9 protein-coding genes are annotated in these 17,528 nt (G+C 39.5%); all 9 read left to right on the forward strand.

Features of this window, described 5'->3' with window-relative positions:
- Window positions 1–2 precede the first annotated feature (2 nt).
- On the forward strand, window positions 3–1,757 hold the full coding sequence (locus OK025_RS04105) for a SusD/RagB family nutrient-binding outer membrane lipoprotein (protein WP_317668419.1): 1,755 nt from the start codon (window positions 3–5) through the stop codon (window positions 1,755–1,757).
- Window positions 1,758–1,912: 155 nt separating this feature from the next.
- Window positions 1,913–3,076: an ROK family transcriptional regulator gene (locus OK025_RS04110; RefSeq protein WP_317668420.1), complete on the forward strand. Its 1,164-nt coding sequence runs from the start codon at window positions 1,913–1,915 to the stop codon at window positions 3,074–3,076.
- Window positions 3,077–3,101: 25 nt separating this feature from the next.
- Entirely contained in the window at window positions 3,102–6,473 is a 3,372-nt protein-coding gene (locus OK025_RS04115; RefSeq protein WP_317668421.1) for a SusC/RagA family TonB-linked outer membrane protein, read from the forward strand.
- Window positions 6,474–6,485: 12 nt separating this feature from the next.
- On the forward strand, window positions 6,486–8,087 hold the full coding sequence (locus OK025_RS04120; RefSeq protein ID WP_317668422.1) for a SusD/RagB family nutrient-binding outer membrane lipoprotein: 1,602 nt from the start codon (window positions 6,486–6,488) through the stop codon (window positions 8,085–8,087).
- 199 nt (window positions 8,088–8,286) lie between these two features.
- Window positions 8,287–9,462 (forward strand): ROK family protein, encoded by a 1,176-nt coding sequence (locus OK025_RS04125; RefSeq protein WP_317668423.1) that lies wholly within the window; start codon window positions 8,287–8,289, stop codon window positions 9,460–9,462.
- Window positions 9,463–9,993: 531 nt separating this feature from the next.
- Window positions 9,994–13,218, forward strand: a complete 3,225-nt coding sequence (locus OK025_RS04130) for a SusC/RagA family TonB-linked outer membrane protein (RefSeq protein ID WP_317668424.1) — start codon at window positions 9,994–9,996, stop codon at window positions 13,216–13,218.
- A gap of 12 nt (window positions 13,219–13,230) precedes the next feature.
- The gene (locus tag OK025_RS04135) at window positions 13,231–14,814 is read left to right on the forward strand and encodes a SusD/RagB family nutrient-binding outer membrane lipoprotein (RefSeq protein ID WP_317668425.1); all 1,584 of its coding nucleotides are present in this window, start codon (window positions 13,231–13,233) and stop codon (window positions 14,812–14,814) included.
- Window positions 14,815–14,888: 74 nt separating this feature from the next.
- The gene (locus OK025_RS04140; protein WP_317668426.1) at window positions 14,889–16,325 is read left to right on the forward strand and encodes an alpha-L-fucosidase; all 1,437 of its coding nucleotides are present in this window, start codon (window positions 14,889–14,891) and stop codon (window positions 16,323–16,325) included.
- 161 nt (window positions 16,326–16,486) lie between these two features.
- Complete coding sequence (locus tag OK025_RS04145) at window positions 16,487–17,521, forward strand: sialidase family protein (RefSeq protein WP_317668427.1); 1,035 nt, start codon at window positions 16,487–16,489, stop codon at window positions 17,519–17,521.
- The last annotated feature ends 7 nt before the right edge of the window (window positions 17,522–17,528 follow it).

The following is a 17,528-nucleotide window of genomic DNA, read 5'->3' on the forward strand; positions in this document are numbered from 1 at the left end:
TTATGAAAAAAATATCAGTATTACTAGCCTCCGCTTGTATCCTATTTAGTGGATGCAAAAAGACATTAGATAAAGAGTTTTATAATCCAGAAAATTACAACAAAACTGGGAATCTATTTAGCGGTTTATTCTCTTCAACACTCTATAAATGGAAAACTTATGTCCAAGATTATGGCGAATGGTGGTGGGAAATTGCTGGTACGGGCGCTTTGGGGGTATCCGGATATTCCCAAGTATCACAACGTTACATTACCGATCGCTATGCTTGGTTTGGATTATACGATGATCTCTCGGGTGCAAATGCTTTCGGTAGCGAAAATCAATTATGGCAAAATAGATTTGGGAGCTTTTATAAAAACGCGAATGCTTGGCCAGTTATTCAAGACAACCTAAGTAAGGTTTCAGGACAAGAATTAGATAATAATATTATCTATTATCATCTAATAACCGTTATCAAGGACTATGCTGCATTAATGACTGTTGATTTTTACAATGCAATTCCTTATTCAGAAGCATTTCGCGGAAAAGAACGCGTATTTTTCCCAAAGTATGACGACCCCAAAGATATATATATCAGCGTCTTAAACGATTTAAAGAAAATCTCGGAAGAACTGCCAGCGGTCCAGTCGAAAATGACTCCTTCGGCTATTGCTGTTTTCCAAAATCAGGATATCGCCTTCCATGGGGATATTAATAAATGGATCCAATATATGAACGCTCTACGTTTGAAATATGCGCTTCGCATTTCTGGTGTAGATGAAGCTACTGCTAAGACACATATTAACGATGTATTGTCCAAAAACAATTTACCACAGACTGACATGGTTTGGCAAATGCCTTATAAATTGGATGTAAAAGGAGGTGGAGAATGGACAAGAGGATTGTTCGAAGCTTGGCCTGGAACTTTTATTACCGATATCATAATGAAACGAATGAATTATGGTACTACGAAATACGAAGCCGGAACAGATGATCCTAGGTTACCTGTTATAGCATTTCCGACCAAATACAGTGATTTCGCAAATAGTATTGGCGATTATAGAGGGGTCAGCATGAATGCGGACGCTCAAAAAGCACCGTATACCGCTGGAGATAAATACTATACTGGAGGATTGGACGGAGATATTAATGAGCATTTCAAACAAAATTCCAAATCGTTTTATAATTTTGCGACGATTACGATGAATAATGTATTTCCTGTGTATATGATGACCAAAGCGGAAGTCGATTTGGTACTTGCTGAAATCTCATTAAAAAACTTAGGTAATACAGGAAAAACCGCAAGTGAGCACATCAAAAATGCAATCGGCAACTCTACAGATTTTTGGTATGCGCGCAACGCAGAAAGTTCTTTCGCAACAAGCCAAAAGATATTACACCCGACAAAACCAGACGCAGGAACAGTTTCGAGCTATGCCAATATTGTTGCCACCAAATACAATGCGAAAACAAGCACAGATGATAAACTCGAAATTATTATGCAGCAAAAGTATATTCACCTGAATATCATGTGCCCTTACGAATTATGGACCGAACTGCGTCGTACGAGACATCCAAAATTGGAACCGATGACCTTCAACGGAAAAGTGATGAAACCACTTCCTGAACGTCTTAGATACCCCACAGGGGAGCAAGAAACAAATCCAGACAATTATGCAAAAGTCAAATCGGATGATAATTTCACAAACCCGATCTTTTGGGTACCGCAAAATTTAAGAAATGTCAACCCTTATTGGAGCAATTCCAATTTCGAATAGCACATCATCTTATAGAGTAAACGGAAGCCTAGATCAAAACTCTAGGCTTTCTACTTTTTAAACTATTTTAAAAAGTATTTTGAACTTACAATAAAAATTATTTATCTTTATAATACAATTATAACCATTTCTTTCACAAGCCAATTATACCGACGATGAAAGCTGACATATTACGATTATTATATTATAATGAGATGCAATCTATTGCTGAAATCTCAAAAAATCTTTCCAAAAGCACCCCAATTGTTACAAAAACGATTAACGAGCTTGTTAAAGAAGGCCTTATCCTTGACAACGGTCTTGGAGAATCCACAGGAGGAAGACGAGCGTCACAATATGGTTTAAATAAGCAGCTCCCGCATTTAATTGCAAGTATTGCAATTGACCAGTACTACAGTTCCTTCACGATATCCGACCTGAGCCACAATATCATCGCGCAACACAAAGATGTCGCTATCAACCTGAAAGAACAGAATGCCGGAGAATTGATTCTCCAACATTTAGAGCAGCTCATAGCAACAAATCAAATCGACGTAAAACATATCATCGGTGTAGGCATCAGCATGCCCGGGTTCGTGAATCCTGAAGAAAAAATAAACGACTCCTATCCAAAAAATTCTTCACTCCATCATCTTTACAAACAGATTGAAGAAAGGCTAAATATCACCACCGTCATTGATAACGATTCACGGTGTATCGCGTGGGCCGAAAAAGAATTTGGCCATGGTGTTGATATTGCACATACACTGGTCATCAATCTCAACTGGGGTGTCGGTCTTGGGATCATCATAAATGGTGAAATTTTTAAAGGAGCAACTGGTTTTGCCGGCGAATTCAGCCACATCCCGCTTTCGGACAAAAACACCCTATGTTCCTGTGGCAAACGAGGCTGTTTGGAAGTTGAAGCCTCGTTAAATGCAGCAATACAAAATACAGAATCTGATATCGAAAATGGGGAGTATTCCATCTACTCCACGTTCGCAAAAGCAGGTCAAAATAAATCTGATGCTTTAATTGAAGCTGCAAAACTTGGGGATCAAATTGCCATCAATAACCTCGGAAAAATAGGTTACATGTTAGGCAAAGGGATTTCAACATTATTGCATATCCTCAATCCGAACAAAATAATAATCAGTGGACGCGGTGCTGAAGTGGGAGATATCATAGCGCCTCAAATACAGGTTGCCATTAACGAATTCAGTATCCCAAAAATAGCGAAGATGACAACCATTGAAATATCTTCACTTCATAAAGATGCACAGCAAATGGGAACTGCGGCGCTGGTTGCGGATCATCTGATCGATAACATTATAAACTAAATCAATTTCATATAACACCTATTCTATGAGTCTATTTCAAAAAAAAGCTGCAGGAATAGCACTGTGCACTGTCTTTAGTGTTACATCGCTATACGCACAGCAATCTCTCACCGGTACGGTAAGGGATGCAAACGGACCTATCGCTGGAGTCTCTGTTTCAGTAAAGGGATCAAACCGGGCAACACAAACCAGCGATAACGGAACTTTCTCCATCCGAGCTAGTCAAGGTGAAACGTTACGGATCTCAATTGTAGGCTATAAACCACAGGAAATCCAGGTAACAAACACGACAAATTATGATGTCATCCTCTCCAACGATGACTCTACCCTGGATGAAGTTGTTGTTACCGCACTGGGAATCAAACGCGAAGCCAAATCGCTCGGCTATTCCGTCCAAAAAGTCGGTGGAAAAGAACTGACACAAACCAATGCACCTACCGTGGCTACTGGACTCATGGGAAAAGTATCCGGTATGAACATCAGTTTGTCAAATGGGGTTGAGGGTGGATCACAACGTGTTGTGATACGCGGTGCAGCTTCGCTTACAGGAGCAAACCAACCGTTATACGTTATTGACGGAATGCCGATAGATAACAATCAAATTACTAGCAAAGGAAATGATATCACCAAAGCAAATGGTTCTTATCAGGATTGGGGATCCATACTAAACTTCATAAATGCAGATGATATTGAAGAAGTCAGTGTCCTTAAAGGGCCTACTGCCGCTGCTTTATATGGTGCACGTGGTGGTAATGGTGTAGTCCTGATCACGACAAAGAAAGGAAAGCTAAAAGAGGGGCTCGGAATTGATTATAACTATTCCTTCCGTTCGAATGATCCCTATCGCTACCAAGACATGCAGAATAAATATGGTTACGGCGGCGCAATTGCACTCTATTCAGCCGTACCTACTCTGCCAGTGGATGCTAAAGGCCAAGTGAGATATCCAGGCGCAGACCCTTGGTCGGGCACCAATATTACGGATCAAAAATGGTTAAGCCATGGTGCGGTACCCGGTGGTAAAAACACCTGGGATTATTTTAGCTGGTATGGTACAGGCGCCTCCTGGGGAGCTGAAATGAAAGGTCAAGAAATCCTATGGTGGGATGGAACAAAACGGAACTATTCTCCTCAGCCCGATAATATCAAATCATTTTACCGGTCAGGAAATACCCAAACCCATAATGTTGCCTTCAGTGGTGCGAATGACCTCGGAAGTGTCCGTCTATCCTACACCCGCCAAAATAACACCTCCATTATTCCCAATAGTAACTTTAATAACAACACCTTCAACTTAGGAACCAACGTCAAAATATCTAAAAAAGTTACCGCGGATGTTTCTGCTAGTTACATTAATTACTACCGCCTGAATTCTCCAGATGTAGGGAATAGCAACAACTCATGGGGTAAATTTTCGACATACGGTATGTCTAGAGATTATAAAAATCTTGAAAAGGATATTTACCGCAATGCTGACGGCAGCAAGAACTTATTGGATGGATCAGTTTACAATATGGGATACCCCTATGGCGGCTATGGAAAAGATTTATACTGGAATATCTTCATGAATAATACAGAGTTAAATCGCGACCAGCTCTTAGGAACCGTCAAGTTAAATGCAGAATTAACAGACTGGCTGACCTTAATGGGTAGAGCTTCCGGAAATTTCTCTTCGGATGAATTTGACAAGAAATACTATCCTACTGATAAAGAAGGACTGCAAGGGCAATATGGGCATGAACTCTATAAATCCACCGATCGTAACCTCGATTTCCTAGCGACGGCACATAAAGATAATTTAAATGGATCTAAATTCAGTGGAAGTATTTCGGCAGGTGCCAGTTCATGGAAATCAAATTACCGCGGAATACAGGGATTCAACGCAGGCCCATTCAATGATCCGTTTTTATTTTATCTTGCCAATATAAACAAAACGGGTTCCATATCCGGATTTATCCCTGTTGAGGAGCGAATGGAACAACAGATTAACTCTCTTTTCGGTATTGCCAACATATCGTATGACAACTTCCTCTTCTTCGAAGGAACATTTAGAAATGACTGGGCTTCAACGTTACCGAGCAAAACAAGGAGTTATAACTACCCGGCAGCATCTTTGAGTTATGTCTTCACAGAGAAGTGGAACAACAAACCCAGCTGGTTAGATTATGGTAAATTGCGTGCTGCATTCGCAAAAAGTGCAATCGGAACCAAACCTTATCAAACATCCTATATCTACGCAACCGGAACATTCAATGGTCAAGCCCTGAGAAAAATTTCCAACAATCTACTTCCTGTAGATCTATTGAAACCCCAACGCTCTACATCCTATGAGATCGGAACAGACCTGAGCTTCTTGAAAAACCGTTTGGGATTAACATTTACCTATTACAAAGTTAATTCAACCGATCAGATTATCGACCTAAATGTCGCTCCATCATCCGGTGTGACAGGGGTACGGACAAATTCTGGAGAGCTTCAAAACCAAGGTTATGAATTTACTTTAAGAGCCACTCCGATCAAAACACAGGATTTCTCCTGGGATTTAACGCTTAACGGTGCACACAACAGAAATAAACTCGTTAAGTTGGCTCCAGGTATTGACGAATACTACTTAGATGAAATGTTCGGAAATGAGGGTGTTACGATGAAAGTTAAAGTTGGAGACAATTTTGGAACTATCTATGGAACAGACTTTGCATACCATGAGAAAACTGGTCAGCCAATTGTTGAGCGTGTGTTGGACGGACAGGGTAACCCTACGGGTACGCGCTACAAAGTGACGACCAATCAAGTACCCATTGGAAATGCGAATCCAAAATTAACGGGCGGGTTAGGCACAAACCTTCGTTACAAAGATTTCTCACTCTATGCACTTGTTGACTTCAAATGGGGTGGAGATATCTGGAGTGGAAGCTATTCCACTGCGATGGGTAATGGATTAGCTCCGGAAACCTTATTGGAAAGAGATGGCGGTGGTTTAGCATATACTTATCCCGACGGAACCAAAGCAAATCATGGTGTTATTCTTAATGGTGTTTTTGAAGATGGTTCCGAGAACAAGGATGTTGTCCACTACATGTGGAAATACGCCGGTTCTTATGCAGCATGGTCTAATATACCGATGCCACGTAGTCTGGCTGTGTTAGAAAACTCATGGGCCAAATTACGTGAGGTTAGATTGACCTATCAAATTCCAAAATCGGTCGTTCAAAAAACAAAATTCTTCCAAGGAATGTCCGCCTCGTTGATCGGTCGCGATTTATTCTATCTATACACCAGCCTACCGGATAATTTAAATCCAGAAGCTGTCAATGGTATTGGTAATGCGCAAGGTATTGAATTTGGCGCTCTTCCAGGAGTCCGTTCTTTAGGATTTAGCATAAGTGCATCATTTTAACATTCGGAAATCATGAAAAGAAATTATTTTAAATCAATCGTATATAGTTCATTAATCCTTGGAACGGCAATGGTATCGTCATGTACCAAAGACTTCGACGAAATGAACGCACCATGGAAGGATGCACAGACAGCAGATGTCAAAAGTCTCTTTAACGGTGTGGTAGCCAGCATCGAGCTTGGTGCACAAGAGCAGGCAACAGCCAATACCTGGATCTATCCGGTAACACAACTGGGCACAACGGTAGGTAATTCGGGCTATTCCATGCAAAATGCCTCGAACGAATTGTGGGAAAATTACTATAGAGCATTGATCTCGATTCGTCTGACCGATCGTATGATTAATGAATCCCCTGACAAATCGAAATATCAAAATGTACAAGCCATGTTAACAATTTTGAAGGCTTATAAGACTTTCAAAATGACTGATATATTTGGTGACATCCCCTACTCAGAAGCCGGCATGGCAGATCAAGGCCCAACAAATTACAGACCCGTTTTTGATAGCCAAAAAAGCATTTATGAAAATTTGTTGAATGACTTAAAAACTGCAGTAGCCACACTAAGTACTTCCGCCGATCAAATTAATATTGGCTCCTCAGAGTCCATGCTCAACAACGATATTGCACTTTGGAAAAAGTTTGGTAACTCCCTACGCTTACGCTATGCGCTCCGTATGAATGATGCCAATGCTACAGTGGCAGCAACGCATATCAAAGAAGCGCTGACATTACCTCTCCTGGAAAACACAGAGAACATAGGCTTGACCCCCGCTGTCCAAAATTTTACCGGCGAATGGCGCGAGTGGTCATTCCATGCCGGGATCTATTTACGTATGGGTAGTACCGCCTGGAATATGCTTAGCGACAATAATAATGTAAATGGTTCTGGCATTTTTGACCCACGTGCAAAAATCTATTTTGAAACAAATGCAAAAAATGAGTGGGTGGCCAAACCACAAAATCAAGCAATGTCAGACGGAGGTGAGCCATACAATAGAAGAAGAGATGATGATTGGTCAAATAAGGGAGCCGGGAACCTGATTTCTAACTTCAATTATTATTTCGGCCGTGATAAAAATATCCCAGAATTGATTATCACAGCTGCCGAAGTTTATTTCCTAAAAGCCGAAGCGGCAGTAAAAGGTATCGGCAATGCGAACGGCATGGCCGCAGCCAAAACAGAATACGAAAATGGTGTTAAATCATCAATCAATTTCTGGACCTCAATGGCCATGAAAAGCGTAGTATGGAAAGAAAATAAACCTACTTCCCTACCGACTAACGCGCAGCTAAATACTATTCTGTCGAATCCAAAAGTAGCATTTTCAGCAAGTTTAAGCAGTACAAATGCATTGAAATTAATTTATGCACAACGGTGGTTAGATAATTTTAGGCAACCTTACGAAGCTTGGGCACTTGCACGACAAACAGATGCAACGCCAAAATCTACAGTTGACAACAATTTTTATGAAAATGAATTCGGTTATATTCACAGACTTAATTATGCAGATAAAGAGTATCAATACAACCGAGATAATACATTAGAGGCTACCAAAGGGCAAACGTTCGCCAAAGAATGGCAAACTACAAAAATGTGGTGGGATGTCAATTAATTGATAAAATTTTCGCTTAAAAGCGCTCCCGATTAATGGGGGCGCTTTTTTTTGCTTCCAGCAATGAAAACTATTTAAAAACACTTATTAAAAACATTAAACTTTTTAAAAATTTTAAAAAGTTATTTTTTCTTAATCTAAAAATAACATATCTTTAGCACACTCTAAGGGAGTCTCACTAACAAACACTCATTATTATATGGAATTAAGGGAGAAAATCCTGATCTGTCTGTATTATTTAAAAGAACAGTCCATTGCTGGCTTATCCAAAAGTCTCGCAAAAAGCACACCTATTGTTACAAAGGCTATCAATGAATTACTGGAACAAAATATCATTGTTGACAGGGGACTGGCGGCATCAACGGGAGGGCGACGGGCGGCATTATATTCCCTAAATGACGACTTGGACAATTTCATTGTTAGTATTTCAATAGACCAATTCTATACATCGATCTTTCTAAGTAATTTACAGCAGGAGATTTTACAGGAAGAGATAGATATTCAACTGGATCTTGTTGATCCACTAGCCGGAATCAATATTCTCACACAGTTAAAGAGTTTTATTGAAAAACATCATATCGATAGTAAAAAGATTATAGGTATTGGTATCAGCATGCCAGGATTTGTGAACATGAATACAGGTGTTAACAATTCATATGCCGAAGAAAACCCACTGCACTACCTCAAAAAAACTATTGAGACAGCACTAGAAATACCTACCGTTATTGATAATGATTCGCGAAGTGTCGCTTGGGCTGAAAAAGAATTCGGCGGTGGAATTGATAGTACGCATACCTTGGTGATCAACCTCAATTGGGGAGTAGGATTGGGTATAATCATCAATGGAGAAATATTTACAGGAGCAACGGGTTTCGCCGGTGAATTTAGCCATATCCCATTATCCAATACAAATAGTTTGTGCTCCTGCGGCAAAAGAGGATGCCTTGAAGTCGAAGCCTCTTTAAAATCGGCTATCGATCAAACTGAAATTGCGATCCAACAAGGTGAATACTCAATTTATAGCACGTTGATAAAAACAATGAGCAATAAGAGTGACGCCTTGATAGAAGCTGCAAAGATTGGTGATCAATTAGTTATTTACCAAATTGGGAAAATCGGATTTATGATTGGAAAGGGAATATCTACTTTATTACATATACTCAATCCAAACAAGATCATTATAAGCGGAAGAGGAGCTGAGATCGGAAATATATTAATGCCACAGATCCAAAACGCAGTTAATGAGTTCAGCATTCCAAGGATTGCCAGGATGACCAAAATCGAAATCTCAACGCTACATAAGACAGCTCAACAACGAGGAACAACGGCCTTGGTTGTTGAACATCACATCAATCGCTTATTAGATACTATTTAACTACCTGAAAAAGATGCCAGCGCTAAAATAACCATATAATCTGCTATAGGAACAATCTCTGATTTATTCAGTAAAAACTGAGTTTTAATCATATTCTTTGTTACAATTAACATTGATATTAAAAAAGATATACCAACATTATAGCTAAAAATAAATATCTGAGTAATACTTTTTAAAAAATTTAAAAAGAATTTTGAACTTAACAGAAAGACTACATATCTTTAACATCATAAACGCTAATACTGAATGTCATTAAGAAAAGTACCTTCATGAAAATTCAGGAGAAAAACATACTAACGATGATATTATAACATATCATTAAAAATACCGAGGAATAACTTTTAAATGCAATCATAAGATATTATACAAAGAATAAATACACGAAATGCGCAACCGATTGCGAAACATAAATTATATAAACTTTTACATCTATTAAAAATAAACACGTCAAGTTTAAAGCACACTGCATTAAGCCATGATAAATTAATAAACAGTACAATTAACTGACACATTTACACAAATACCTAAAACATGAGTCTATTTTACAAAAGAACTGCAGGATTAGCGTTATGTACACTCTTTAGTGCTACATCACTCTACGCGCAGCAAAGCATTACTGGAAAAGTTTCAGATGCCAATGGACCTATTTCTGGCGCAACCGTTACTGTAAAAGGAACAACAAGAGGTACTCAGACAGGAACTAACGGATCATTTACTATCCAGGCCGCACAAGGTGAAACTCTACGGATTTCTATCGTAGGTTACAAACCACAGGAAATTGTAGTTGGTCAAACTAAAACGATTAATGTATCCTTATCTCCAGACGCTTCTGCCTTGGAAGAAGTTGTCGTAACCGCAATGGGTATTAAGCGTGAATCAAAAGCACTCGGATACGCTGTGAGTACGATTAAAGCTGATGAGATTACAAAAGCTGGAAATACAAATTTTGGATCTGCATTATATGGTAAAGCTTCTGGGGTAAAGATAACAACTGCTCCAGGAGGATCCTCTAGTGCTGTGAATGTTCAAATACGCGGAATTAACTCACTTAATTATCAGCGTCAGCCATTGTATGTCGTTGACGGTGTAATTATCCGGAATGATGAACAATATGGAAGCAAGGGTTCCAATAACAACAACTATTGGGATGATCAACGTATACGTGGTAATGGTATGTTAGATATCAACCCGGCCGACATTGAAAGTATGTCAATATTAAAAGGATCTGCGGCTAGTGCACTTTATGGCTCTGACGCGGCTAGTGGGGTTATAGTAATCACTACAAAAAAAGGAATTAAAGGTCGAGGCTTAGGAGTCGATTTCAATTATACTGGATCTTTGGAGCGCGCAGCTTTCTTACCTAAATTTCAAAACATTTATGGCCCCGGTTATGATGCCGCAACCAATTTAGCAAATGGTGCCACTGAAGAAGGCTGGATTGCGGATGCGAATTCACCATCGGGAAGACGTCCATACTTTCGTTCATACGGTAACTTTGGTCCAAAATTTACTGGCGAAGAGGTAAGCTGGTGGGATGGTTCAACTAAAAAATACGAAGCACGCGAAAACAACTATAGAGATATTTTTGATACTGGTTACAATTCTAATATCAACTTTGCGATTTCCAATCAAACCGAAAAAGTGAACTATCGTTTGAGCGGCACAAGGATGGACTATAAAAGCACAAGCCCCGGTTCGAAGCAAAATAGAAATACCTTTAACCTAAATAGCTCTGTAAAAATGCACGATAACCTCTCGTTGGATGTCGTAGCAAATTACACCAATACCAATACACATAATCGTTCACAATTATTGGGACAGGTATTAGGTAATTTTGGGGGATTTTTCAGCCGCACTGAAGACATGTCTGTCCTTAAGGAGAAATACCAAACAACAGATGGATATAAGTATTCCGCATTCGGAACGGGACGTGATGAGGATTTTAAATATACGATTCGTCCATACAATTTGCTGGATTATTTCTGGTCTCAATACAAAAATAGTTACGACGAAACGGAAAATCGTTTGTTGACTAGTGCAACCCTGAATTGGAATATTGTTGATCATTTGAAACTTAGAGGTAGAATAGGAAACGATTTTACATCCGCGGCGATTACGAACAAAAAATATAACGAATATGCTACTCGTTATAACTCCTCAGGCAGTAGTTCCGGAGGATTTGAGACATCAAAAGGGAACTATTCTATATTGTACGGTGATATCTTGATGACCTATGCAAATAAGATTAACACCGATTGGGATTATAGTGTGAGTGCCGGATTTCAATCTCGACAAGAGAATTACGACGACCAATCTTCAGCCACTGCTGGTGGTTTAGTTACAGAAAACTGGTTCAGTCTAAATAATAGCTATGGACAATTAACAACCTCGAACGAGCGAAAAGAGAAATTAAAGTACGCTTACTTTGGAATGGCCAATATCGGCTATAAAGGCTTTGCTTACCTTGACGGAACATTTAGGTCCGAATATTCTTCAACTTTACCAACAGCTAACAACAACTATCAATATGGGTCTGTTAGTGGAAGTTTTATTTTCAGCGACGCTTTCGGCTTAAAGTCTGAAAAATTCAATTTTGGAAAACTAAGAGCTTCATATGGAATAGTAGGTAATGATGCACCTATTTATGCCGCTAATATTGCAAACTCCCAATCTGCCATTGCATCAATTAATGGATCCGTTCCTTCCTTAACTTATGGTGCTGCCTACGGTAACTTGGGATTAATGCCAGAAACTAAATATGAATGGGAGTTCGGATTAGAGCTCAAATTCCTAAAAAATAGATTAGGGTTAGATATCAGTTATTACGACAATTACATCAAAAACCAAATCCTAGGGTTAACAACACCAGCCTCTACCGGTGCGACAACACAAATCGTTAACGTCGGTCGTGTAGCCAATAATGGTTTAGAGGTATCGCTTACAGGAACACCTATACAACGTGAAAACTTCACTTGGAATACACGATTAAATTACTCGTTCAACAAATCTGTTTTAGAGAAATTGACACCTGGAGTTAATGAACTTACTTTCTACAGTGCTGACGAAAATTCACTACGAATTGTTGCTAAAGAAGGAGAAAAATTAGGCAATATTTACGTTTATGATATTGCAAAAGATGAGCATGGCAATAATCTAATTTCTAACGAAGGTTACTACGTTATTGATAAAACAAAGTACAAACAAGTCGGCAATATATTACCGAAAGCGATTGGCGGTATGACCAATACCTTTAATTATAAAAATTGGGCTTTAGATTTCACAGTCGATTATCGTTTCGGTGGAAAAATGGTTTCTGAAAACCAAAAATATGCAATGGGAACTGGTGCCTATGAAAACACGCTTGACTATAGAGAAACAGGAATTACCTTGGATGGAGTAAACCAAAATACAGGAGCAAAAAATGATGTTCATCTAAGTGCAGCAGAGTACTATATGAATACCTTTGCTTGGGGAGCAGATTCGTGGACAGAGAAGGGCGCTGTATATGACAATTCATACATAAAAATGCGTGAACTATCAGTTAGCTACCGTATTCCGTCTTCAGTCACTCAAAAACTTAAACTGAATAACGTAAGAGTGTCATTGTTGGGCAGAAACTTATTTTACTTCTACAGAACCCTTGAAAATATAGATCCAGAATCTCCAGTTGGAAACCAATGGTGGTCACAGGGCGTAGACGTTGGATCGAATGCAGCAACAAGAAGTTTTGGTATTTCACTGAACGCTAATTTTTAATTGTTATTAATCATGAATAAATCACTTTATATACTATTATTCTTAACGCTTTCTACTTTGGGTTTTACAGGATGTAAATCCCAATTAGAGAATGCTTTTGAAAATCCGGATCAAACAACAGAGGCAAGTATTCCTGGTTTTTTTACCGACATACTAAATAATGATCGAGTTAGACCATCATATTGGCATTATAGGACTTTTCTGCTATCAAGGCAGTCTATATATACGCAAACCTCTTCTTTTATTCCTTCAAATAACATGTATCAGCCTAATGATAGCTATTCATACGATTATTGGAAAGATTTTTATTCACCAGGCGTATTAGGTGTTTATAGAAAAATGGAAGTCGCATATACTGCATTACCTGCTACTGAAAAAGCTAATCAAGAAATTTTTCTACAAGCGGCAAAAGTAGTCCTCTATGATGAGGCATCCAAATTAATCGATAATTTTGGTGATATTCCATTCTCAGAAGCAGGTAGCCTTCCCACAAATGGGACCATTAAAAAAGCTAAGTTTGATGATCAAAAAGAACTTTACTACGCCTTTATCCAAGATTTAAAAGCAATAAACACCTATTTTTCCACTGCGAAAACTACGTCCTATTTTGGCAAGTATGATATCTTAAGTAAAGGGTCTACAGATAAATGGAGACGCTACGCAAACTCTTTACGATTACGCCTATTAATGCGAATTTCTAATGTGGATGAAAGTAAAGCAAAAACAGAGGTTTTAGAAATGCTTAACGACCCAAAGAATTACCCGTTAGTGGATGGCGATAATAATGCTAATTACAGTGCAGTAAATTCAGACATTCTTCTACAGCCTCTTACAACAAATACAACAACATTAAGAGACGCTCTGACAGAAGGTAATAATCAATATGCAACTGATTACATGTTGAATAAGGTGATGAAACCTGCCAACGACCCTAGAATCCCTGTATTCTATGACAAGTTCGGTGTAACAAAAGATAATGTATTTACACCAAACAAGGAGTACAATGCAATGCCAATCACATTTACAGAAAATGAGATCTTGACAAATTATCAGAAATATGCTGTCTTGGATTCTGCTACATTTTTCGACAACAAGTTTCTTCCAGGTATCGTGATGACAGCTTCAGAAACAAATTTCAACAAAGCGGAAGCTTACCTGCGGTGGGGAAATGATGCGACTGCGCAAGATGCTTACAAAATCGCTATTAAACAATCTGTATCATTTTATTACTATCTGAATAATTTAATGGCAAATGAGGGGTTGAAAGCTGAAACGAAACCAACTGATGAAGTAATCAATAACTTTGTTGAAACTTCCACAATTAAATATACAGGAACTTCTACGGCTAAACTGGAATTGATTCTCACACAGAAATGGCTGCATTACGGATTTTTACAAGCCCAACATGCTTGGTCAGAATATAGAAGAACTGGTTATCCTAAAATTACGGTGTTAACTGCTGGCCTAGCTAATTACGCAACACCTCCGTTAAGATTCTTATATCCAACAGGTGAAATTTCGAACAACTCCGAAAACTACGAAGCTGTTCGCTCAAAAGACACCAGAACAACAAAAATCTTCTGGGACGTTAATTAACGCATAAACTACATCTATCTTTAAGAAGGCCACCTAAGGTGGCCTTCTTTTTGTCATTTTCATTATCTTTATCTATGCAAAAACTAAAAACCATTATATCCTCCGCATTGATCGCTTCAAGCGCAACACTTGCGTTCGGCCAGGCGCACAACGTATCCGCTGGCTATCATAAACCGACTGACCCCTTAGTGATTGAAAATCTTGAACAATGGCAAGATATGAAGTTTGGTCTTTTCATGCACTGGGGTACCTATAGTCAATGGGGAATCGTCGAAAGCTGGAGTATCTGTCCCGAAGATGAAGGCTGGACGCAACGTAAACCCGAACATGGTAAAACCTATTTTGAATACCTCAAGAACTACGAAAATCTACAGACCACCTTTAATCCTACTGATTTCAATCCACAAAAATGGGCTAATGCCGCAAAAGCTGCCGGCATGAAATATGTCGTCTTTACAACAAAACATCACGATGGATTTGCCATGTTCGATACCAAAGAGTCGGATTATAAAATCACTTCTTCCAAAACGCCATTTTCCACAAACCCAAAGGCAAATGTGACCAAAGAAATCTTCAATACCTTCCGCAATGACGGTTTTAAAATTGGTGCTTACTTCTCCAAACCGGACTGGCACTCGGATTACTACTGGTGGTCCTACTTTCCACCAAAAGACAGAAATGTAAATTATGACCCTAAAAAATATCCGGACCGTTGGCAAAAATTCAAAGATTTCACCTACAATCAAATCAACGAACTGACCTCAGAATACGGCAAAGTTGATATCCTTTGGCTGGATGGTGGCCAGGTACGCCCTTTAGAAACTGTCGATAAATCTGTTGACTGGCAACAGACGATCAAAATGGATCAGAATATTGACATGGACCGCATTGGTGGCATGGCAAGAAAAAATCAACCTGGCATTATCGTTGTCGACCGTACAGTACCTGGAAACTGGGAAAATTATGTCACACCCGAACAAGCCATTCCTGAACATCCCTTGGATATTCCATGGGAAAGTTGCATCACTATGGGAAATTCGTTCAGCTATGTGCCCAACGACCAATACAAACCGACCAAAAAGATTGTTGAAACATTGGTAAAAATCATTTCCCGCGGTGGAAACTACCTTTTAAACATAGCCCCTGGTCCTACAGGAGATTATGACCAGGCAGCATACGATCGCTTGAACGAACTGGCAGCCTGGATGAAAATCAATCAAACTGCTGTGTTTGCAACACGTACCATTGCTCCATATCACCAAGGTGACTATTACTACACTAGAAGCAAAGACAGTAAAGTGGTCAATGTATTCCATCTTTCTGAAGGCGATACTTACCAACAGCCCAATGAATACGTCTTTCAAGTACCTGATAATTTTAGCGTAAAGAAAATCGCTATTTTGGGTCATAAAGGTAAATTGGACTGGTCTCAACGTGGTAACCAAATTACCTTGAGAAGCCCTAGTACACGATTTAGTTATGCGACTGCAATTCAATTGCAAAGCAAATAATATAAAATTCCGTTGGATATAATCCAACGGAATTTTATCCGTTAACAAGGTCATTGTTTACCGATCACCGCCTGAACATCTCAATATTCCCAAAGCCTCTGCTCAGGAATAAGAAAATAAGTCATCAACAAACTATGGGGTTTTTAGAACCTTAAATTCCAATGAAAAAAATCAACCTATTTCCACTATTTATCCTTCTTTTTCTATCCTCATGTGCAACGTATAAACCTCAGATCCTGGTGTCAGAGCAAATTTTTAAAACAGGTCAGGTGCCATTCCAACAATGCCATGCCTCCACGATTCAAGTCATCGGAAAAGACAGTTTATTGGCGGCCTGGTTTGGCGGTACGCACGAATCTAACCCCGATGTTGTTATCTGGAGTTCCCTGTATAGCCATGGGCAGTGGCAGCGTCCTGTACAGATTGCAGATGGAATCCTTGCTGACAACCGCTTTCCTACATGGAATCCTGTCTTCTATCAATACCCGCACAGTGACACCTTATCTTTGTATTATAAAATAGGGCCCAACCCCAGAGAATGGAAAGGCTATGTCAAACATTCGCTGGATAAAGGAACGAGCTGGTCTGCACCGCAGCGATTGCCTGAAGGTATATTGGGGCCTATCAAGAATAAACCGCTCACCTTAACAAACGGACTGCTCCTCTCCCCTTCCAGCACAGAGTCCAAGGAAGAAATCTGGAAAGCACACCTGGAAATCAGTCACGATCATGGTCGTTCCTGGTCCATCAGTACGATACGTCCCGATACCAGTATTCAGGTTATTCAGCCAAGTGTGATCCAACACGCGGATGGACGCATTCAGGTGCTCTGTCGAAGTAAAGAAAATAAGGTGATGGCCGCATTCTCAGCAGATGAAGGCCTTATCTGGGGCCCCTGGCAAGCCACAAACCTGCTCAATCCCAATTCAGCCACCGACGCCATCCGTTTAAATAATGGTTTATTTATGATTGTCTTCAATCCGGCCATCGCTGGCAACGACTGGTGGGAAGGACGCACAAAACTGCATGTCGCCATCTCAAAGGATGGCTTACAATGGAAAGATGTCCTAACTCTTGAAGATGGGGTAAAGAACGATGAGTATTCTTATCCGACAATTATTCAGGACACAAACGGTCTTATCCACATCACCTATACCTGGAATAGGAAAAGTATCAAGCATATTGTGCTCAAATAAGTATGCT

This window comes from Sphingobacterium sp. UGAL515B_05, from assembly GCF_033097525.1.
Taxonomy (GTDB): domain Bacteria; phylum Bacteroidota; class Bacteroidia; order Sphingobacteriales; family Sphingobacteriaceae; genus Sphingobacterium.